Source organism: Paenibacillus jepli (assembly GCF_047238105.1).
Classification (GTDB): Bacteria; Bacillota; Bacilli; order Paenibacillales; family Paenibacillaceae; genus Paenibacillus_D.
In genome coordinates this window covers 2,046,720-2,067,157 of sequence record NZ_JBDFMD010000001.1, presented here as the reverse complement: position 1 = coordinate 2,067,157, position 20,438 = coordinate 2,046,720, and the positions used below count along the sequence as shown (strand labels likewise).

Annotated in this window: 16 protein-coding genes and 1 pseudogene; 10 read left to right on the top strand and 7 right to left on the bottom strand. The window is 57.5% G+C overall.

The window, feature by feature from the left end; all coding sequences use genetic code 11:
* Positions 1 to 142: 142 nt before the first annotated feature.
* Positions 143 to 1,063 (top strand): L,D-transpeptidase family protein, encoded by a 921-nt coding sequence (locus tag ABC336_RS09215; protein WP_413238380.1) that lies wholly within the window; start codon positions 143 to 145, stop codon positions 1,061 to 1,063.
* 564 nt (positions 1,064 to 1,627) lie between these two features.
* Here ABC336_RS09215 and ABC336_RS09210 read toward each other — a convergent pair.
* Positions 1,628 to 3,162, bottom strand: a pseudogene (locus tag ABC336_RS09210) (RNA-guided endonuclease InsQ/TnpB family protein).
* 209 nt (positions 3,163 to 3,371) lie between these two features.
* Between ABC336_RS09210 and ABC336_RS09205 the strand changes: the two are divergent.
* Positions 3,372 to 3,998, top strand: a complete 627-nt coding sequence (locus ABC336_RS09205; RefSeq protein ID WP_413238379.1) for a hypothetical protein — start codon at positions 3,372 to 3,374, stop codon at positions 3,996 to 3,998.
* 96 nt (positions 3,999 to 4,094) lie between these two features.
* On the opposite strand, the gene ABC336_RS09200 is transcribed toward ABC336_RS09205, so the two are convergent.
* A complete protein-coding gene (locus ABC336_RS09200; RefSeq protein WP_413238378.1) occupies positions 4,095 to 4,295 on the bottom strand; it encodes a hypothetical protein in 201 nt (66 codons plus the stop codon).
* A gap of 49 nt (positions 4,296 to 4,344) precedes the next feature.
* The gene (locus tag ABC336_RS09195) at positions 4,345 to 4,992 is read right to left on the bottom strand and encodes a cell wall hydrolase (RefSeq protein WP_413238377.1); all 648 of its coding nucleotides are present in this window, start codon (positions 4,990 to 4,992) and stop codon (positions 4,345 to 4,347) included.
* A 369-nt stretch (positions 4,993 to 5,361) separates the two neighbouring features.
* Here ABC336_RS09195 and ABC336_RS09190 point away from each other — a divergent pair, with 369 nt between their 5' ends.
* The 5 genes from ABC336_RS09190 to ABC336_RS09170 all read left to right on the top strand — a co-directional run bounded on the left by ABC336_RS09190 (position 5,362) and on the right by ABC336_RS09170 (position 10,329).
* Positions 5,362 to 5,799 (top strand): MarR family winged helix-turn-helix transcriptional regulator, encoded by a 438-nt coding sequence (locus tag ABC336_RS09190; RefSeq protein WP_413242476.1) that lies wholly within the window; start codon positions 5,362 to 5,364, stop codon positions 5,797 to 5,799.
* Between the two features lie 21 nt (positions 5,800 to 5,820).
* A complete protein-coding gene (locus ABC336_RS09185) occupies positions 5,821 to 6,801 on the top strand; it encodes a ring-cleaving dioxygenase (protein ID WP_413242475.1) in 981 nt (326 codons plus the stop codon).
* Positions 6,802 to 6,869: 68 nt separating this feature from the next.
* Positions 6,870 to 7,481, top strand: coding sequence for an alpha/beta hydrolase (locus ABC336_RS09180; protein WP_413238376.1), 612 nt, complete (start codon positions 6,870 to 6,872; stop codon positions 7,479 to 7,481).
* Between the two features lie 26 nt (positions 7,482 to 7,507).
* Complete coding sequence (locus ABC336_RS09175) at positions 7,508 to 9,973, top strand: pullulanase X25 domain-containing protein (protein ID WP_413238375.1); 2,466 nt, start codon at positions 7,508 to 7,510, stop codon at positions 9,971 to 9,973.
* A 137-nt stretch (positions 9,974 to 10,110) separates the two neighbouring features.
* Entirely contained in the window at positions 10,111 to 10,329 is a 219-nt protein-coding gene (locus ABC336_RS09170; protein ID WP_413238374.1) for a hypothetical protein, read from the top strand.
* A gap of 603 nt (positions 10,330 to 10,932) precedes the next feature.
* On the opposite strand, the gene ABC336_RS09165 is transcribed toward ABC336_RS09170, so the two are convergent.
* On the bottom strand, positions 10,933 to 12,864 hold the full coding sequence (locus ABC336_RS09165) for an FtsX-like permease family protein (protein ID WP_413238373.1): 1,932 nt from the start codon (positions 12,862 to 12,864) through the stop codon (positions 10,933 to 10,935).
* Positions 12,839 to 13,609: an ABC transporter ATP-binding protein gene (locus ABC336_RS09160; protein ID WP_413238372.1), complete on the bottom strand. Its 771-nt coding sequence runs from the start codon at positions 13,607 to 13,609 to the stop codon at positions 12,839 to 12,841. Before ABC336_RS09160 ends, ABC336_RS09165 begins: the two co-directional genes overlap by 26 nt.
* 294 nt (positions 13,610 to 13,903) lie before the next feature.
* On the opposite strand from ABC336_RS09160, the gene ABC336_RS09155 reads away from it, so the two are divergent.
* On the top strand, positions 13,904 to 14,785 hold the full coding sequence (locus ABC336_RS09155) for an ROK family protein (protein ID WP_413238371.1): 882 nt from the start codon (positions 13,904 to 13,906) through the stop codon (positions 14,783 to 14,785).
* 30 nt (positions 14,786 to 14,815) lie between these two features.
* Positions 14,816 to 15,478 carry a ribonuclease H gene (gene rnhA, locus ABC336_RS09150; RefSeq protein WP_413238370.1) on the top strand — a complete coding sequence of 221 codons (663 nt, stop codon included), beginning with the start codon at positions 14,816 to 14,818 and terminating at the stop codon, positions 15,476 to 15,478.
* A 1,197-nt stretch (positions 15,479 to 16,675) separates the two neighbouring features.
* Here rnhA and ABC336_RS09145 read toward each other — a convergent pair.
* The gene (locus ABC336_RS09145) at positions 16,676 to 17,560 is read right to left on the bottom strand and encodes a LysR family transcriptional regulator (RefSeq protein ID WP_413238369.1); all 885 of its coding nucleotides are present in this window, start codon (positions 17,558 to 17,560) and stop codon (positions 16,676 to 16,678) included.
* 132 nt (positions 17,561 to 17,692) lie between these two features.
* Here ABC336_RS09145 and aroC point away from each other — a divergent pair, with 132 nt between their 5' ends.
* A complete protein-coding gene (gene aroC, locus ABC336_RS09140) occupies positions 17,693 to 18,748 on the top strand; it encodes a chorismate synthase (RefSeq protein WP_413238368.1) in 1,056 nt (351 codons plus the stop codon).
* Between the two features lie 375 nt (positions 18,749 to 19,123).
* On the opposite strand, the gene ABC336_RS09135 is transcribed toward aroC, so the two are convergent.
* Complete coding sequence (locus ABC336_RS09135) at positions 19,124 to 20,323, bottom strand: MalY/PatB family protein (protein WP_413238367.1); 1,200 nt, start codon at positions 20,321 to 20,323, stop codon at positions 19,124 to 19,126.
* Positions 20,324 to 20,438 lie beyond the last annotated feature (115 nt).

Sequence of the window (20,438 nt, the reverse complement as noted above, 5' to 3'; positions counted from 1 at the left end):
GATGGGATTACTTCGTGTTACCAGAGATCTTGCAAGGGGAAGCAGGATCGGATCAGTAGGGTTCAGACAACAGAAATTCTGAATGCTTGAACTGATAGGATACCAGGGTAACCTATGTGGACGAGAGAGGGAGAGGAACCGGATGAGAAAACAACTACGCGCAGGCATGATTATGATGCTGGCTGCGGTACTGGTCACGATGACGGCCTGGACCGGGACAGCTGATGCCAACACCAATCGTATTTCGTCCAGTCAAGATCAATTGATCGTCGTCAACAAGAAGACCAACAAGCTCGCTTTTTTCGAGGGCGGCAAACTGGTGCAGGAATATACGGTAGCCACCGGGCTGACGCCCGATCTGACGCCGGAGGGTAAGTTCAAGATCGTCAATAAGATCAAGAACAGACCCTACTACAAAGAGGGCATCAAGGGCGGCGATCCCACCAATCCGCTGGGCGACCGCTGGATCGGTCTCGATGTCAACGGGACCAAAGGAACGACCTACGCCATTCACGGCAACAACAACGAGCGCTCCATCGGCAAGTATGTAAGTGCCGGCTGTATCCGGATGCATAACAAATCGATTCACGAGCTCTTCGAGAAGGTCAAGGTGAATTCGTATGCTGTTGTAACGACCTCTTCGCTATCCTTTGAAGAGATTGCTCGCAACAATGGTTACGATGTGGGCCCACAGAAGTATAATGGCAAGATCGTTATCAATGGCACGGAGCAAAAGCTGACCCAATCCATGATCATGTCCGACCAGCGTATCTTCGTACCAATGCGTGATCTGTTCCAGCTCTTGGGTGCGACGGTGCAATGGGACAACACGACCAAAACCGTGACAGCATATAGTAGAGGACTCGTCCTGGTGCACAAGCCGCTGACCGGGTCGGCCACGGTTAACGGAAGCTCGGTCAGCATCAACACGTCCATGATGCACAACGGTTCGGTGATGCTGCCGCTGCGGGATATCTCGACGCTGTCGCAGTTCGACGTTCACTGGGAGTCCAAGAACAATACCGTATATCTGACTAGCAAAGCTACTGCAACAAGCAAATAGGCGTGTAGCCCCCTGCCAGAAAAACCGTTAGTTGCCGAATGTATTCATTCAGCAGACTAGCGGTTTTTTCTTGCGCTTATTCGAAAAAATATGTGCAGCACAAATTATCTTGCGGTTTTTGAAACCATTTGACCCAGAATTTCGTCTTTTTTTAGGGGTAATGCTGCATCCTCTGTGAAAAGCAAAAATGATAGAAAAAGAGTAAAGAGGATAAGTCTATCTGGGGTCTGGCGCTAACTCCAAAGCCTACAAAGTCGCCACTACTCCGGGTGAGCTGCCGAGAGAGTGAAATACCTGCCAAGCGGCAGTTGAATAAGACTGTAGCGGGAATGTTGCTCAATGCGATTCGCAAGACTGCAGCCGGTGCAGATGCGGGTCTCGTGGCAAAGATAATAATCGTCGCGGTACCACATAATCTTAGTACTAGGAAGCAAGCGAATATTAACGTAATATAAAGACACGGCACGTTAATGAAAGGCAATCATTCGGAGATTGACAGCGTATATGAATACTCCCGCCACTTGCCGATCCTGAAGCACGGCTGAAGTGGGGGTTTCAGATGTCTCAACCTGACTTTCTCAGGATGCTTAACACCTGTGGAGTTGACACGTTGACGGACTGGTTACCATCCAACCCCTCTATCCCATCCATGCGTTTGGCACGTATGTTTGGGAATACTTTGCGCAGGAGGTTGGCCGCTCCATTCACATCGGCATGAATCATGCCGAGCGGGCTCACATACAGCCCACGGTGGACCCGCTTGCCGGAGAAGGCACAGGTCACCGCCTCATCAAAACGCGGTAACGGATCGTGATCCTGGAAGCTTGCTTTGGACGTATATGCTTCTTCGGTCACGATCACCGTGATGCCTTGCTCTGCTGCCTTATACTGGATCATCCCAATGAGCAGCCCGTGCGGGAGGTGACAGAACGACTGATTGTTGCACCGTCCCATGCCGGTGCCTTGCTTCCATCCTGTGTTTTGACCGATCACGATGGTGCCGATACGCGCCTCCACGGCCAGCCTGACATGTGATGACTGATCTTGTGAAACAGGTCCTTGATTCGGCGATAGCGCTTCAGGTGTAAGCGTTCCAGTCGTTTCGACGTATGCAGGCCTTCTCGCGGGTCCTTGCCGTGGCGAAGAATACGCGAGTAGTGCGCTTTCATCTTGTTGTAGTATTGATTGATCGCTTTGACGATCCCGCCCTTCACGAGCATCGGCTGCGCGCCGGTTGTCGTGACCATGGTTGCGAGATTGTCCACGCCGAGATCAATCGCCATGCAACATGCAGATGGAGCAGCGTCCGCTACCGGTTTTGGCACTTTCAGAGGGCGAGCGAAGATCAGTTCGACAACATAGTGCCCATGACGAGGGACGACACGCACTTGCTTAAGTCTGCCGTCCTTACAGCCCAGCTTGCCGATGTTCAGTTGCCGTTTTGTTCGGGGGAGTTTAAGATACTTCCCTTCTTTGATGACGCAGTCCTGATTCAAGAACACCACTTCCTTCACCTTGCTTCGAGCATAGCCCGGCATCTTCGGCTTGCCCGTGAATCGCTCCGGCTGTTGTCGGTACGCCTTCATACTGGCGAAAAAGGAAGCCCAGTTCTGAAAAGCCACCTTCAGGATGCCTTGGCTGCTCTGTGCAGGAAGCGCGCGGTAATCCGGCTGGTTCATCACCCTGAACAAGGCATCCAGGAAGGCATACGAGAGGAAGGGCCGCTCCGGCGAGGGCAACACAAAGGGACGAGCACGATTTTTCGCGCTTCTTCGCTCGTTCATCGCATCCAGATGCGCGGAGAGGGTATCCATCACTTGCCGTTGCAACGGCTGGCAAGCAGCAGACTGCCCCCTGGCAGTAAACACTTGCCGGACAAGGTGAAACGGCTGTCGCCGTTACCGCGCAGTCAGTTTCATTCCGGAGAAATACAAGCTTAGTAGATAAGAGAATCATATACGTTCTAGTATTTTATAAAAGGTAGCCGTATTATACAGATTCTTAGCATGTTGGCACGTTTCATCGAGGTAAGAAAATAACGGATTCCCTGGCTTGATCCACACTTGAAACGTTCGATATTCGGATTTTGGCACGGACATGAGGTCACCTCCTTCCTCACTCAATAAGCGAATGTATGTTCCTATTTATTATACCGTCGCAAAGGAGAAAAGGAAAGAAGATTTTGTGGGCTAGACGAGAAGTCGCCGATTCACCTCACCAGTTGAAGAAGTGGGAGTCCTCTCGGCGAAAGTTGATAGATAATAGAGAAAAAGGGAAGTTGAGAGAATTAAGGTGGAGGTCGAAAGGCATGGCACGCGAAAAGGAGATACATATTGTGTTGACGGATACCGGCACGGTGCTGAACCGGGCGATCCGATGGTGTACGAAGGATCCGCTCAATCACGCATCGATCGCCTTTGACCGTGAGTTGAGGGAGGTCTACAGCTTCGGTCGCAAAAGTCCCGGCAATCCATTGATCGGCGGTTTCGTGCAGGAGGACATGTACGGCAGGCTCTTCAGAGACGCATCCTGCGCCATCTACTCTTGCCGGGTCAGCGAGCAAGTATACGATCGCATCCGCAGGCGGGTGCGGGCGATGCACCGCAAGCAGGAGTTGTATACGTACAACTTCGTCGGTCTGTTCGCGCTGCTGCTCAATATTGAATGGCGCCGGAACCGCGCCTACTTCTGTTCGCAGTTCGTCGCTTATTTGTTCGAGAGCAGCGGGATGCCGCTCGTGAACAAATCGCCGCTGATGACGACGCCCGGCGATCTGGCACGCGCTCGATTCCTCCGGCTGGAGTACGAGGGCAAGCTTCAGCACTACGCCTTCCTCGGCGAGTCCGCGATGGCTCGGCGGCCCGCAGCGGCAAGCCGTCTGCGCAGGCTGCTTACCCTGCCGATTGCCGGACTGCAGAAGATGCTGCCTTATTGAGACCTGACGTCAGTTTACCGCGAGTGCATCGTTACACATCAGAGACCTTTACCCTGGCCTTGGACACCGGGGTAAAGGTCTTTTTGTGGAGCGAGTTCAGGTTTGTGTCTTGATCAGGTGCGCGATGGAACGGGTCTTGGCAATCTGCATCGCCAGCTGGCCCAGCTCTTCAAAGCTTAAGGTTCTCAACTGTCCAATCAGCGGATCGGGTACGCGGCCCCCGCCCAAGATGCTCTCCGCAATATCCAGTACGGCTTCGATACGAGCCTCGTACTGCTCCGGAGTGATTTTTCTCATCCAGTCCCTCTCCATTCTTCAGCGGTAATCCTATCATTATTAGAGCATATTAGAACGTAAACTGATGATTGCCTATTTTGGCTGCCGCGCTGCGGGAGTTGAAATAGGTGGACGTGGAGATGTCCGGATTATAGAAGAAGAGCGCACCGCTCGTAGGGTCCACGCCAGCAGCGGCATCCAACGCCGCCTGATAAGCCGTCGCATCCGGCTTCATGTTATAGCGGCCGTTGTGGACGACGGTAAAGGCATTGGGCTGCATGATGACATCCCGGACCGTGTCCGGGAAAAGGTCGGACGTCATCCGGTTCAGGATGACAGCGCCAACCCCGACCTGGCCGTCGTAGCTTTCTCCTCTGGCTTCGGAGTAGATGATCCTGGCGATCAGGTTGATTTCTTCCTCGGTCAGGCTATAGCCCTGGTTATCCAGGCTGCCTAGCGTCTCCGGTCCGGCGATGCCGTCGACCAGCAGGCCGTTGGTCTCTTGATATCGAATCACGGCCTGCTCAGCGGCCTGTCCGTAAGTAGCGTTGATGGCGTCCGAATAATAGCCAAGCGCATGCAGACGGGTTTTCAGTTCCTTGACGGCAGCCCCCTGGCTGCCGAGCTTGAGGAGCGGCGTCGACGCCTCGGCTTTGCCTACAGCTGCGGTTGCGGTTATGGTCATGAGGACAAGAATAAGCAGAAGAAGTCTTTTCATCGTTGTTGTTATCCCTCCGAAACATGAATTTGTTGTGAGCAAGGGTGGTTATATAAGAAAGTAAATGTGTTCTCATCTACTTAGCTTATATTTCTCCGGAATGAAACTAACGGTTTCGCCAAAGAATGGCAACAGCCGTTTCACCTTGCCGGTACTGATTCTAGCACAGTTGATATCGCGTATTGAATAATCCTTATAGAATTATAATGATATTAAAACGTTCTAATGCAACCCGAAACAGGTTAAAAACGTTGGCTGACCTGGTCGAGCAGGCAGCTTGACAAATCATCAGTTAATAACTAAACTGATAACAACAAACAAGCAAAGGAGGGCGGCGGGATGACAGAAGAGGGCGAGCGATCCGGGAGGATGCCTAGCGATGACAGGCTTGGCCTGTTGGTCTGGTACCGCTTGTCCCGGGCTTACAACCAGAGCCTGCGGGCATCCTCTCTGCATTTGAAGCAGTGGGACCTGACCGTAGCCCAATTCGATGTCCTGGTACAGATTGGTGCCCAAGAGGGTCTCACACAGCAGGAGCTGGGAGAGAAATTGTTCGTCACGAAGGGCAATGTTACCCAATTATTGGGCAAGCTGGAGGAACAGGGCTGGATCAGGCGGGAGAAGCGCTGGAAGAGCAAGCATCTGTCGCTGACAGCAAAGGGCCGCGAACTGATAGATGCGGTGGCGCCGCGGCAGGAACGACAGCAGGCCTCCCATTTTCACGGGTTAAGCAAGGAAGAGAAGAAGCAATTGATTACCCTGCTGAAGAAGGTTCAACCGATGCAGCAAACGGACGATAATCATTAAAGGAGGCAACAACCAATGGAACTGACATTAAAAGGCATCCATCACTTGTCGGCGATTACGGCCAAGGCGGCAGCCAATTTTGATTTTTATACTAAAGTAATGGGCATGCGGCTCATCAAAAAAACGGTCAACCAGGACGATACCAGCGTCTATCACTTGTTCTACGGGGACGAGAAGGGCAACCCGGGTACCGAGCTGACCTTCTTCGAGATCCCGATGGCAGGCCGCAGCCGCGAGGGCGTGAGCAGCATCTCGGGAACATCGCTGCGCGTCGCGTCGAACAAGGCGATCCTGTATTGGAAAGAAAGATTCGAGCAGTTCCAGGTGGACCACGACGAGATCACCGACCGCGGCGGCAGGGAGACGCTGGCCTTCCGCGATCCCGAAGGGCAACGGCTGCTGCTCGTCTCCGACGAGACGAACGAAGGGGTCGCCGGGGGGACACCGTGGGACCGCAGTCCGGTACCGGCCGAATACGGCATCACGGGTCTGGGTCCGATCTATCTGACGGTTCGGGATCCCGAGCCGACAGTCCGGACGTTGACTGACCTGATGGGCTTCCGTCCGGCAGGCAGCTATGCTTCTGTAGTCGAGGGCCAGCCGGACATCCTCGTTTTTGAGACGGGAGAGGGCGGCACAGGCGCGGAGATTCACATCGAGGAGCGGTCCGATCTGCCTCGCGAGCAGCAGGGGCGCGGCGGCGTCCATCATGTGGCCTTCCGGGTCGAGGATGAAGCCGAGCTCCGCGCGTGGGTAGAGAAGCTTCGGGCAGCGCGTGTGCCGAGCTCGGGCTTCGTCGACCGTTTCTACTTCCGCTCGCTGTACTTCCGCGAGCCGAACGGCATCCTCTTCGAGCTGGCCACGGACGGTCCCGGTTTTGATACGGACGAGGAACTGGCGCATCTGGGCGAATCCCTGGCCTTGCCGCCATTCCTGGAGCCTCGGCGTCGGGAGATCGAGGCGGGACTGCAGCCGCTGGATACGGCAGGACAGGGTAGGTAAGAGGCGGACATTCGTCAGAGAGGGAACAGACCGTTCACACGGATCACTAGATGAGGAGGAATCATAAGATGAAGCATCGATTCGAGCAAGGAAGCGATCCTGGAGCGCCAGTACTGCTGCTGCTGCACGGTACCGGAGGCAATGAGGATGATCTGCTGCCGATCGGCCGCATGATCTCCCCGGGGTCGTCACTGCTGGGGGTTCGCGGCAATGTATTGGAGGCGGGCATGCCGCGGTTTTTCCGGCGGTTGTCCGAGGGGGTGTTCGATGAGGAGGATCTGATCTTCCGTACCCGGGAATTGCATGATTTTGTGGACGAGCAAGCGGAAGCCTATGGATTGGACCGGAGCCGGATCGTCGCTGTCGGTTACTCCAACGGCGCCAACATCGCTGCGAGCCTGCTGTTCCATCATGCCGATACGCTGGCCGGCGCTGTGCTGCTGCATCCGATGGTGCCCCGCCGCGGCGTGACGCTGCCCGATCTGAGCCAGGTAGGCGTCTTCATCGGAGCCGGGCGCAACGACCCGCTCTGCCCGCCGCAAGAGAGCGAGGAGCTGGAGCGGCTGCTGACGGGAGCAGGAGCCGATGTAACGCTGCATTGGGAGAACCAGGGTCATCAGATCTCGCGTACAGAAGTGGAAGCAGCGGCGAAGTGGTTCGCCCAGGTCTTTCCAGGTTAAAAGCTCCATCAGGGGGAGTGTCATCCATGAAGCAAGTAATGCAAGCAGCAAACCTGCGGGAAGCATACGTAGTCGGCAATTTCCAGCGGCAGCTCGGCGTTTCCGGCGACTGGCTGCCGGATAGTCCCGCTACCCGGATGACCGATATCGGCGGCGGCATGCACAAGCTGACGGTACGGCTGACGGCGGGAGATTATGAATACAAGGTGGTTCTTGGCGGTAGCTGGGAGGAGAATTATGGCGCCGGCGGCGATGCGGGCGGCGGCAATATTCCATTCAAGCTGGAGCAAGCGGGGGAGATCACGTTCCTCTACTGCGAGGATGGCGGGAGACGGCGGATCTCTGTGTGGCCGGGCGAGCCCGACGGGGCTCAGTTGGCCGAGGCGAGCTGGGACGAACTGGACGCGCTCTGTTATTATGATGGCGACGACCTCGGCGCGGTGTACAATGACGGAGCTGCAGTCTTGAAGCTGTGGGCGCCCAAGGCGGACGCGGTGACGGTCTGGTTCTACGATAAAGACGATCCCGAGCTGGCGATCGGCGGGGTGTCCATGACGCGGCAGAGCTGCGGCGTGTGGTCGGCCTCCGCCGAGCCTGCGGATTTTCAGGTGGACGACCTGAGGGGCTACTATTATCAATATGAGGTGAAGCACGGCCGACGCTCCAGGCGAGTGCTGGACCCGTATGCACGGTCGATGGCGCCTTTCCGGGTGAATCCGGCGGGCATCCCGCTCGGCGGCGACCGCGATGCCGTGGGCAAAGCCGCGATCGTCGACCTGAGCCGGACCGAGCCGGAGGGCGGCGTGCGGCCTGCGGCTATCCCAGGCTATCAGCGCAGAGAGGACGCGATTATCTATGAGGTGCATATCCGCGACTTTACGTCTGATCCGGCGATAGCGGGGGATCTGACTGCGCGGTGGGGTACCTTCCGTGCCTTTATCGACAAGCTGGCGTACATCCGCTCGCTTGGCGTTACCCATATCCAGCTGCTCCCGGTCATGGCATGGTATTATGGCGATGAAGCGGCGATGGGAACGCGGGAGCTGGAGCCGTCCACCTACAATAACCAGTACAACTGGGGATACGACCCGCACGGCTACTTTGCGCCGGACGGCGCTTATTCCGAAGATCCCGGCGATCCGGAGCTGCGGATCCGCGAGTTCAAGGAGCTGGTCGAGGCGATCCATGCCGCCGGCATGGGGGTCATTCTGGATGTCGTCTATACGCATATGGCCAAGCATTGGCTGCTGAGCGACATCGTGCCGGGCTATTATTTCTGGGAGGATGCGGACGGCAAACTGCTCGGGGGCTTTGGCAGCAATCTGGCGACCAATCACAAGATGGCCGAGAAGCTGATGATCGACTCGGTCGCCTACTGGTTCTCCGAATACAAGATCGACGGGATGCGGTGGGATATGATGGGCGATGCGACGTATCCAGCCGTCCAGCGCGCGTATGATGCGGCCCGGGAGATCTGTCCAGACGCGCTGTTCATCGGTGAAGGCTGGCGCACCTTTGCGGGTCATCAGGCCGAGCCGGCTCTGCAGGGTCTAGCTGCCGATCAGGACTGGATGGACAAGACCGATGACGTCGGCGTCTTCTCCGACGAGTTCCGCGATGAACTCAAGGGCGGCTTCGGCAACGAGGGCGAGCCGCGCTTCCTGACCGGCGGCGCACGCAGCATCGCTGCACTGTTCCGCAACCTGAAGGCACAGCCCGCGAACACGCCGGCCGATGCGCCAGGAGATATGGTGCAATATATCGAAGCGCATGACAACTTGACGCTGCATGATGTCATTGCCCTTACGCTGCAGGTGGATCCAGGCGAGGCGAAGGCTGAGCGGGAGATTCACCGGCGGATCCGGCTGGGGCAGGTGCTGCTGCTGACCGCGCAAGGTACAGCCTTCCTCCATGCCGGGCAGGAATACGGCCGCACGAAGCGTTGGGAGGGGGCAGGCGCACCTGCCAGCCAGGCGCATACACTGCGCGACCGGCTGGGAGAGACGATCGGCTATCTGATCCACAACTCCTACGATTCTTCGGATGCGATCAACCGCTTCGACTGGGCCAAGGCGACCGATCCGGCGCTGCATCCGGTCTGTGCGCAGACGAGCCGCTACACGGCAGGGCTGATCCGGCTGCGCCGTTCGGCCGATGCCTTCCGATTGCCTGCACAGGCGCTGGTGAATCGCTGCGTGACGCTGATCGGGGCGCCGGAGATCCGCGAGCATGATCTGGTCATCGCCTACCGCTGCAGCGAACCGGAAGGGGAGGCGTCATACTACATCTTCGTCAACGCCGATACGCATGAACGCCAGTTGACCTTGGAGACGGATCTGACTGGCGGCGAGGTCCTCGTCGACGGCGAGCGAGCCGGCATCGAGCCGCTGCAGCAGCCGTCAGGGTTCTCACTGACGGCAGGTGGGATCACCCTGCAGCCGCTGACGGCGGCGGTGATCCGGGTCCGTGAGCTCGCTGAGCTGGAGGCGTGATCCGGCTCCTGCTCCTGGAGGTCGCAGAGCGGGAGGCGCTTGTCTAACCGGGTGAGAGTCTGTATAGTAGAGGGAAGCGTATGCTGTGGCGCATGGGCGGGATAAGAAATTATATACAACGGTAGGAGGCGGTAGAGATGGCACGTTATCTGTTCTCATATGAAGTGAAGTCCACCGGCCGCAAAGGCGAGTTCAGCTGGTCTGCGGATTCGGAGGCGGAGGCTCGCGAGCTGGTGCACGCCAAGATCACCGACTTTGAATTCACAGAGCCGGAAGACATCGTCGTCGGCGACCTGCTCGAGGTCAAGGAAACGACCGGCAATCAATATTACGAATGCGAAGGCTGCAGCGCGTAAGCGGCCTTGAGCACACGAAGGGCGGTGCAGAGGTGATCTGCACCGCCCTTTTATTGCGCAGCTTAGGCTCATAGCGGTGTGCCAGGCTGCAGAGATGCGTGTGGATGCCGCTGCAACGAACCTTTTCTTCCCTTACAGCGGCCCACCCGGCTTACCTGCCTGCTGCAACGCACTTTTCTTCCCTTACAGCGACCAACCGGGCTTACCCGCACGCTGCAACGAACCTTTTCTCCCTTACAGCACCCAACCCAGCTTACCCGCACGCTGTAACGAACCTTTTCTCCCTTCCAGCGACCAACCCGGCTTACCTGCATGCTGTAACGAACTTTTCTTCCCTTACAGCGTCCAACCCGGCTTATCCGCACGCTGCAACGAACTTTTCTTCCCTTACAGCGACCAACCCAGCTTACCCGCACGCTGTAACGAACCTTTCTTCCCTTACAGCGTCCAACCCGGCTTATCCGCACGCTGCAACGAACCTTTCTTCCCTTACAGCGACCAACCCAGCTTACCCGCACGCTGCAACGAACCTTTTCTCCCTTACAGCACCCAACCCAGCTTACCCGCACGCTGCAACGCACTTTTTGTATCTCCGCGGCCCGCTTACACCATCACCTTGCCCAAGGCGCGCACATACAGCCATTGGGCGACGACGAAGTAGAGTAGCTGCAGCGCGAGGAATACGCCTGATGCGAGCAGTACCGGGCCAAAGAACACATGGATCCCGATCGCAGACAGGAACGGCTTGACGACGACCATCGTCTGGATGGCAGAGACGACGATCGGCACGAAGAACAGGATGGCGATCTGCCGCACCGCCGAACTCCGCATCTCGGCTGCGCTTAGTCCGATCCGCGAGAGCGCCTGATACATCCTGGCATCGCCGGCCAGATCGGTATGCAGCTTGAAGTACAGGAAGCTGGCGGAGCAGACAGAGAACAGCAACGCGATGAACATGCCGACGAAGGTATACAGCATCGTAGCCTGCTTTACTTTCATAAACTCAGAGCCGCGGGCGTACAGATAGCCGCTGCCCTCATCACTTTCCGACAGACGTTCATCCACCAGTGCCCCGACAGCAAGCTCTGGCGCATCTCCGGCCGGCGGCCCCGTATTCCACTCGGGAACATAGTAGCGGTACGTCTCATAATTGACGAATCCGTCTGCCTTGGCCATCGCCTCCTGAACGGGTGCATAGGTCTGATCATCCAGGACCAGCAAGCCGCCGGGATTGGTGACGCTCGCTGCCTGCTCATGCAGCTGGACGTTGACAGTAACTGCAGCTTCGGGCTCATGGATCAATCCAATCGTGTCTCCCTGGACCAAAGGGGACGTCTCGATCTCATCCGTGTGGATGACCAGCGCAGTCCCGGGAGCAAGCTCTGCCGCCGGTATGTCCAGCGCTTCCGCCATGGCATTGTAAACGGATAGCGGGAAGGTCTGCATGTAATGATCTGCTCCGTCTGGAAGCGTGATCCGGCTGTAGAGCTGGCGCGAGACAATCTCGCGGTAGACGATGCCCTCTGACTCCAGCACCTCCCGGATAGCTGCGGGGGTTTGAGGGGAAACTGCCTCTTCGTACGCGTTGTACTCATAAGCGAACGGTCGAGCTTCAAACTCCTGCCGGTTCGTCTGATCGATCGCCAGGATGATGCCGGTGCTCATACTGGCGAGTGCCGTCATGACCGTGATCAGGAAGAGCATCCGCGCATTATCCCGCAGCTTGTAGGCCATCTCGGAGATCCAGAGCAGATGGACGCCGCGCCAGACCCGGCTCCGATTGCGCTTCAGGCGACGCATGGTCAGGACGGACAACTGGGAATAGAAGAAATACGTGCCGGCGATGCCGCTGGCGGCGGCGACCAGGATCGTCAGCGGGGTCAGAAAAACCCATAGCGACAGGAAGCCGATGATCAGCAGCGCGATACCAAAGAGCGACAGCAGAATCGACACTTTGGGTTCTTTTTTGGGCTTGCTGCTGCCCTTGAGCAGCTCCAGCACCTGATTGCGCCGCAAGAAGGCGATCGTGCAGACCGAGACGACGGCGAACAGCACAAGGAAGGCGCTGACGGTCAGGATCATTGCCGATACCGGCAGGTACATCGGCAGGCTATCCTGGCCGAAGGTGTTGGCGCTCAGCCCGAGGAACCAGAAGGACAACGGGAAGCCGCCGGCCAGACCAGCCAGGATGGCGATGACGCCGACGATCATATTCTCGGTGAAGATGAGGCGGTTCAACTGTCCCGGGCTCGTGCCCAGGATCGTAAGAATACCGAACTCCTGGTTGCGCGACTTCAGAAAAGCACTGATCGAATACAACACAAAGAAAAAGGCGAAGACATAGACGATCACGGAAGCCGCCGCCAAACCCGCCGCTGTGCGGGGGCCGGTATCCGTCTCGCGGATGGCCGGATGAAGGATGAATACGGCATACGTGAAAAACAGCGTCACCATAAACGCGCTGCTCAGCAGATAAGCCAGATACGCGCGCAGGTTGCGGCGGACATTGTTAAAGGCGAACTGTCGAAAGCTCATCGGCATTGCCTCCCCACGATGACAGCATGTCGATGATCTGCTGGAAGAATGCCTGACGGCTCTCTCGCTGGTGGATCTCGCCTGCCAATTGACCGTCCTTGATAAAAATAATCCGATCGCAATAGCTCGCCGCCAGCGGATCGTGCGTCACCAGCATGATCGTCGTACCATCCTCGCTGTTGATCGCGCTGAGCGCCTCCATCACATTGCGGGAGCTGCGCGAATCGAGCGAGCCAGTCGGCTCGTCCGCCAGGATGAGCGACGGCCGGCTGATGATGGCGCGGGCAATCGCCGTGCGCTGGCGCTGGCCGCCCGATATCTCATAGGTGCGTTTGCCGAGGATATCGGTGATGCCGAGGCGGGTTGCAACCTGCTGCACCAGCGCTTCCATCTCGCTTAGCTTGCGGTAGTCGAGGGTCAGCGGCAGGACGATATTTTCTTCTACCGTCAACGTATCCATCAGATTGAAGTCCTGGAAGACGAAGCCGAGCTGTCTGCGGCGGAATTCGGCCAGCTCCTTCTTCTTCATGCGGTTGGGATCGACGCCGCCGATCGAGAGCTGGCCCGAGCTGGGCTTGTCGATCGTCGAGACCATATTGAGCAGTGTCGTCTTGCCGCTCCCCGATGGTCCCATGATACCGACGAATTGTCCTTTGCTCACCGTCAGCTGTATATTCGTCAGGGCATGGGTAGTCACTTTGCCCGGGTAGATCTTGTTTAGTTGTTTGACCTCCAGCATATTCATAACGTATGATTCCTCCCCTGATTGCCGGGCCCTGCCCGGTATGGATGAGCGGCGGCATGTTGTCCACGACGCTGAACATCCTTATTTGTGAATGACTTTATCGTACCTGTCAAAGTTCTTTTTCTTTATGATTTTCTCTTAAATTTTCCTTAAACCTGATCCTGGCCTGCCGTGTGATGAGATGACTTTACTTGCAGACGATTTTCCCTTACTCTTGTTAAGGGAGTGATGCGCTTGCAGCCGGTATCCGGCTCGGGCATATCGCATTTTACGATGGATAGTGGGGGATACCGAATGACACGTATTGGAGCAATCGAAGCCGGCGGGACCAAGTTTGTATGCGGCATCGGCAATGAGCATGGACAGATCGAGGACCGGGTCAGCTTCCCGACCGGCAAGCCGGAAGAAACGCTGGCGCAGGTCATTTCTTATTTTAAGGACAAGCAGGTGGAGGCCATCGGGGTCGGCACGTTTGGTCCGATCAATATCGACCGCAACAGTCCGCAATACGGCCATGTAACGACGACGCCCAAGCCGGGCTGGACGAACTATCCGTTCCTGGGGACGCTGAAGGCCGCGTTCGATATTCCTTTCGGCTGGGATACGGACGTCAACGCCGCGGCGCTGGGAGAGGCGACGTGGGGCGCAGCCAAAGGGCTGAACAGCTGTGTCTATTACACAATCGGCACTGGCGTAGGTGTCGGTGTCTATACAGAAGGCAGACTGGTGCATGGTCTGGTCCATCCCGAAGGCGGGCATGTGCCGATCAGGCGTCATCCGGAGGATACATACGAGGGCTTCTGCCCGTACCACGGCGACTGCCTCGAGGGATTGACGGCGGGGCCTGCGCTGCTCGGACGCTGGGGCGTTCCGGGGCATGAGCTGCCACAGGATCATAAGGCCTGGGAGATCGAAGCGTTCTATATCGCCCAAGCGCTGACAGGAGCGATCCTGATGCTCTCGCCGCGCAAGATCATCCTGGGCGGCGGGGTGATGCACCAGCTGCACCTGTTCCCGCTGATCCGGGCAGAGGTGCTGCGCAATCTGGCAGGCTATGTGCTGGCACCGGAGATTATCGAGGGGATCGACAGCTATATCGTGCCGCCGGGGCTTGGCGACAATGCGGGACTGAGCGGCTCGCTGGCGCTGGGGCTCGAAGCGTTGGCTGGGAACTGAGCGATCCGTTAAGCTTGGAGGGAGGACATTATGGCCAAAGGCAAGTATTACGTCGTCTGGCAGGGCAAGCAGCCGGGCATCTATACCAGCTGGCCGGAGTGTCAGAAGCAGGTGAACGGCTATACGGATGCCAAGTACAAGTCATTTGGCACCAAAGCCGAGGCTGAGCAGGCGTACCAGAAAGGCTGGAAGGGCTACTGGGGCAGCAAGAGCGGTGCGGCTGCGGGGACGGCATCGGCGAAAAGCGGCGGGGTCCGCCGCACCAAGACTGCCGAGCCGGCTGGCGAGATCGACTATGACAGCATCTCCGTCGACGTCGGCACCAGGGGCAATCCGGGCCCTGTCGAGTATAAGGGCGTGGACACCCGGACTGGCGAGATTATTTTCTCAAAAGGACCGATCCGTAAGGGCACCAACAACCTGGGCGAGTTTCTCGCCATCGTGCATGCCCTCGCCTTGCTCAAGTCGCAAGGCAGCAGCAAGACCGTGTATACCGATTCGGTCAATGCGATGAAGTGGGTCAAGGAAAAGACCGTGAAGACGACCCTTCCGCGCGATGCCAGCACCGAGGAGATCTGGACCATGATCGACCGGGCGCTGCAATGGCTGCAGACGAACACGTACGACAACAAGGTGCTGAAGTGGAATACCAAGGCGTGGGGCGAGATCAAGGCGGATTATGGCCGTAAATAACGCCGTAAATAACGGCGGGAGTCTGGCGAGCAGCCCAGGGGGAGACCCGTTTGGGCATCGTCCAAACATCGGTCACAAAAAAGTTGATTTGTCCTGTTTCAGCTGTGAGGGGCTGGGGTAATAGGAATCAAGATGGGAAGTGAATGTTAGAATCAGACGACAGAACGGATGCCACACGTTGTCATTCCGAAAGGTTGTTGATTGCTATGCACTCTCAATCAAGGAGGAGAAGAAGGAGAGTACGCTTGCTCCGATATTTCTCCGGTAAGGTCCCGCATAGCTGGAAGCTGGCTTAATGGCGGGGAATCGAACGGCACGACCCTATACTTTTCAATCGCTTCCCATTGATGATGGGCCCTGCGGCTTTGATGCCGCAGGGCTTTTTATTTTTGGGGCTCCTTGCAAAGTACCTGATTATGCTTCGAAAACAAGCTCCATTTTGGAGATTTTCGTCTCTTGTGAATAAGTTGTGCTGCCGGCTCAGTTGGATGCAGCGCTCCGCAACCAAGAGTAAACAGTTACTTGAGTGCGGCCGTTTGATAGAAAACCGCCTAACCAAGGGTAAAATGTTACTTGAATCCGGCCCGATTGGTGGGCCCGATCAGTTGGCTTCTGCCGGGGGTGTCCCGTTAGCGGCAATTGTGACCGCACTCCAAGGCTAATCTGCGTGAGCAGGTTTGGTTCTGTTGGCTCTGGTTAGGTCAGGTGAGATGGACAGAGTAATTGAGCTGATTTGGACTCACATGTGGGTAAGTTGGGTGTTTTTGTGGATGGATTGAGGATAACTCGAAGGTTAATGTGAATAATTAATAGAGTTATGTGCATAAAACAGAGGGTTTTGTGGATATCCATGTGGATAACTATGGGCGAATTTTGGGTCCGGTAACCCTAAGCGCCAAAATGGCGCTAAGAGGAGCGCTTCGCCCACCGTAAGCGCCAAAATGGCGCTTGATCGGGATGGGAGCGCTGGGGCCCCAGAGTCGAACGATGATAGTGTTACAACACATGATGGACAAGCAACTGGCGTGCCGAAATCCAGCAACTAAGTGGATTGATTAGCTTTCCAAATGATTAATGAGCATAATATTCAGACAAAAACCGGGAAAATGGGGATAACTAATGAGGGTTTTGTGTATAAGTAGGGGTGAATTGTGTGTAACTCCGACCTAGTTGTGGATATCTTTGCAGTGCTGAGAGTTACTCCCCAGCCAACAGACGGGATATAAAAGGCTCCGCAGCCAGGGACAGACGACGTTCGCCGTGTATCGCGAGCCCGATCCCGCGCGCAGGTACCGGGCGCTCCGTAGCCAGCTCGACTAGACGACCTGCCGCCAGCTCCTCCTGGATAAAAGCTCGGGTCAGCAGGGCGACGCCAAATCCAGAACGTGCGAAATCAGCCAGCAGCTCAACGCTGCCCAGCTCGATGTCCGGCTCAAAGACACACTGGTCCGCCGCAAACCATTGCTCGGCAAAGGAGCGCGTACTGCTCTCCTCGGAGAACGACAAGAGCGGCAGCTCTGCCAGCTCACGTGTCGAGAGCGGCCGCTCCGTCAGATGACGGAACGACGGTCCGGCGAAAAAACCGTCCTGGAGCTCCGCCAGCGGCTGGATCGTCAAGCCTTCTCCGTCAGCGGGCAGATGGACCAGACCGCAATCGAGCTTGCCCTCGCGGACATGCTGCAGGATCTGCGCGGATCTGCCTGGAGACAGCCGGATGCGGATGGCGGGATACTCGGCATGGAATGCATTGAGATGCGGCAGCAGCACATGCTTGATCAAAGACTGACTGGCGCCGATCCGCAGCTCGCCCCCGGTCCGCTGTCTGATGGCGGCGATGCGCGCCTCTCCGGCTTCAAGGACAGCTAGCGATTGCTCGACATAGGCGAGCAGCGCTTTTCCCTCCTCCGTCAGCTCGACTCCCTTGGACAGCCTGTGGAACAGGACAACGCCCAGCTCCGACTCCAATTGCTTGATCGCATAGCTCACCGATGGCTGGGTTACATACAATTGTTTGGCGGCGTGGGTCAGATTGCCGGTGCGGGCGGTATAGAGGAAGATGCGGTACCACTCCAAATTGATCATGGCATAAATCCTTTCTATGACAAAGGATGATTATTGCAATTTCATTTATTTCATAAACTTGATTATACTTGTTGTTAACTGGTTTGAACAGCAAGCGGGGACGACCATCTCCCCGATCAAGGAGGGCTATACATGGCAGGCAGTACGTTTGGAGAACGATTGACATTGACCACCTTTGGCGAATCGCATGGCGAAGCGGTAGGCGTGATCGTCGATGGGGTGACGCCCGGCGTGGAGATCGATGAGGCTTATATCCAGCGGCAGATGGATCGCCGGCGGCCCGGACAGTCGTCCGTAACGACGCCGCGCAAGGAATATGATGTGATCCGGATTCTCTCCGGGGTCTATGAAGGCCGGACGACCGGAGCGCCGGTGGCTATCATGCTGAACAACCACGATATGCGTCCCTCGGCGTACGATGCGATCCAGCACGCATACCGACCGGGGCATGCCGACTATACGTACCAGGTCAAATATGGACATCGCGATCACCGCGGCAGCGGCCGGGCTTCCGGCAGGGAGACTGCCGGGCGCGTTGCAGGCGGCGCGGTGGCCCGCAAGCTGCTGGAGCAGCGCGGCGTGGAGATCGTGGCCTACACGCGGGAGATCGGCGGCATCGTATGCCAAGTGACCGATGAGTCGCAGATCGAGCGCAACCCGGTGCGGGCTTGCGACCCCGAGGCGGCGGTGGAGATGGTCCGTAAGATTGAAGCGCTCGCGGCGGCAGGCGACAGCTGCGGCGGGATCGTGGAGTGCCGGATCCGGGGCGTGCAGCCGGGTCTGGGCGAACCGGTCTTCGACAAGCTGGACGCCGAACTGGCGCATGCGATGCTCTCGATCGGTGCGGTCAAAGGCATCGAGTTTGGCGCAGGCTTCGCCGCCGCAGCGATGCAAGGCAGCGAGCACAATGATGAGATGGACAAGAACGGCTTCGTAACCAATCATGCCGGCGGCATCGTCGGGGGGATCAGCACTGGCGCCGAGATCGTCTTCCGCGTAGCGGTCAAACCGACGTCTTCGATCTCGGTGCCGCAGCAGACTGTCAATCAGGCCGGCGAGGAGCAGACGATCGTCACCGAGGGCCGGCATGATCCCTGCATCTGCCCGCGAATCGTGCCGGTGGTGGAAGCGATGGCTTGTCTCGTGCTGGAGGATCATTATAAACGGCACGCAGCGCTGCACGGTTGAGCGTCGGCCAAGCCCAACCATGCCCCGCAAGCTTAGCTGTGCGGGGCATGGTTGTGAGTAGGGATGAGCGTAGGGCGGTACGGCGAGCTCCAACGCCCCTTTGTGCCGCTATTGCGGCGAAACGGGCGGCTCGTCTAGCAGCAACACTCCTTTGTGCCGCTGCAGCGGCGAAATGGATGGCACGGTGAGCTCCAACGCTCCTTTGTGCCGCTACAGCGGGGAAATGGGTGGCTCGGCGAGCTCCAACGCCCCTTTGTGCCGCTATTGCGGCGAAACGGGCGGCTCGTCCAGCAGCAACGCCCCTTTCTGCCGCTCCCCCGCAACGAGTGGCTTCCCTGGCAGGTTTTGCGCAATCTGAGCTAACGCGATATCAGCTTACACTGACGAGCCCGGCGAACTCACTTGCAGCGCGGCCGCCGCCGTGCAGAAGCGCTCCAGCGCCTCGGCCAGCACCGCGCGCGGGCAGGCGACGTTGATGCGCAGATAGCCGGAGCCTTCGTCGCCATAGACGGAGCCTTCGTTGAAGGCGACCCGGGCGTCCTTGTACATCAGGTTCTTGAGGCCGGAGATGTCCAGCCCGAGCTCGCGGAAGTCGACCCAGAGCAGATACGTCGCCTCCGGCTTCATCGGCACGGCCTGCGGCAGATGCTCCTGCAGGTAGGAGATCGCGTAGGACATGTTCTCCTCGACATAGGCCAGCATCGCATCGAGCCATTCGCCGCCCTCGGTGTAGGCTGCAGTGATCGCGTCATTGTTGAAGTAGTGCATCATATGGATGCTAAGCGCCTTCAGCCGGTAGTCGAACCGCCGCTTGAGCTCCGGGTTGGTGATGACGACATAGGACGACTGCAGTCCGGGCAGGTTGAACGTCTTGGTCGGCGCGAGCGCGGTGATCGTCCGCTTCGCCAGATCCGGCGAGACGGCAGCGGTCGGCAGATGCTTGTGGCCGGAGAGCACCAGATCGGCATGGATCTCGTCGGAGGCGATGATGACATCGTAGCGGGCGCACAGCTCGCCCAGACGCTCCAGCTCCTCACGAGTCCAGACGCGGCCGCCGGGGTTATGGGGACTGCACAGCAGCAGGAGCTTGGCGCCGCCCTGCATCAGCGTCTCCAGATGGTCGAAGTCCATCTCGTAGCGTCCGTCCTTGATGACGAGCGGGTTGTTGGCCACGGTGCGGCCGTTCATCTTGATGACGTCATAGAACGGATAGTAGACGGGCGATTGCAGGATCACCGGACTGCCGGGCTCGCTGAACAGCTCGACGCACAGGCTGAGCGAGGTGACGACACCGGGTACGTCAGTGATCTGGCTAGGCGTGACTTCCCAGCCATGACGGTCCCGCAGCCAGCCGACGATCGAGGCGGCATAGTCCTCGGAGCGGAACGTATAGCCATAGACGCCTTGCTCGGCGCGCCGGATCAGCGCTTCCTTGACGGCCGGAGGACTGGGGAAGTCCATATCTGCCACCCACAGCGGCAGAATATCCGGATCGCCGAACAGCTTGGCGGATTGATCCCATTTATACGAGTGGGTGTTGCGGCGGTTCGGTACTTGGTCGAACGAGTGATTCATATACAGCTTCCTCCTATCGTAATTTCATCTTGTCTCCATCAATTTAGTACGTATTATAGCACGAACCGGACGTTGCATCCTACCTGGAAGAGATCTGGTATAATTGCAGACACGA

Bases quoted from the DNA above. Each gene is read 5' to 3' on its own strand.
- ABC336_RS09215 (WP_413238380.1), top strand. From the start codon at position 143: ATGAGAAAACAACTACGCGCAGGCATGATTATGATGCTGGCTGCGGTA.
- ABC336_RS09205 (WP_413238379.1), top strand. From the start codon at position 3,372: ATGGCACGCGAAAAGGAGATACATATTGTGTTGACGGATACCGGCACG.
- ABC336_RS09200 (WP_413238378.1), bottom strand. From the start codon at position 4,295: ATGAGAAAAATCACTCCGGAGCAGTACGAGGCTCGTATCGAAGCCGTA.
- ABC336_RS09195 (WP_413238377.1), bottom strand. From the start codon at position 4,992: ATGAAAAGACTTCTTCTGCTTATTCTTGTCCTCATGACCATAACCGCA.
- ABC336_RS09190 (WP_413242476.1), top strand. From the start codon at position 5,362: ATGCCTAGCGATGACAGGCTTGGCCTGTTGGTCTGGTACCGCTTGTCC.
- ABC336_RS09180 (WP_413238376.1), top strand. From the start codon at position 6,870: ATGAAGCATCGATTCGAGCAAGGAAGCGATCCTGGAGCGCCAGTACTG.
- ABC336_RS09175 (WP_413238375.1), top strand. From the start codon at position 7,508: ATGAAGCAAGTAATGCAAGCAGCAAACCTGCGGGAAGCATACGTAGTC.
- ABC336_RS09170 (WP_413238374.1), top strand. From the start codon at position 10,111: ATGGCACGTTATCTGTTCTCATATGAAGTGAAGTCCACCGGCCGCAAA.
- ABC336_RS09165 (WP_413238373.1), bottom strand. From the start codon at position 12,864: ATGAGCTTTCGACAGTTCGCCTTTAACAATGTCCGCCGCAACCTGCGC.
- ABC336_RS09160 (WP_413238372.1), bottom strand. From the start codon at position 13,609: ATGAATATGCTGGAGGTCAAACAACTAAACAAGATCTACCCGGGCAAA.
- ABC336_RS09155 (WP_413238371.1), top strand. From the start codon at position 13,904: ATGACACGTATTGGAGCAATCGAAGCCGGCGGGACCAAGTTTGTATGC.
- rnhA (WP_413238370.1), top strand. From the start codon at position 14,816: ATGGCCAAAGGCAAGTATTACGTCGTCTGGCAGGGCAAGCAGCCGGGC.
- ABC336_RS09145 (WP_413238369.1), bottom strand. From the start codon at position 17,560: ATGATCAATTTGGAGTGGTACCGCATCTTCCTCTATACCGCCCGCACC.
- aroC (WP_413238368.1), top strand. From the start codon at position 17,693: ATGGCAGGCAGTACGTTTGGAGAACGATTGACATTGACCACCTTTGGC.
- ABC336_RS09135 (WP_413238367.1), bottom strand. From the start codon at position 20,323: ATGAATCACTCGTTCGACCAAGTACCGAACCGCCGCAACACCCACTCG.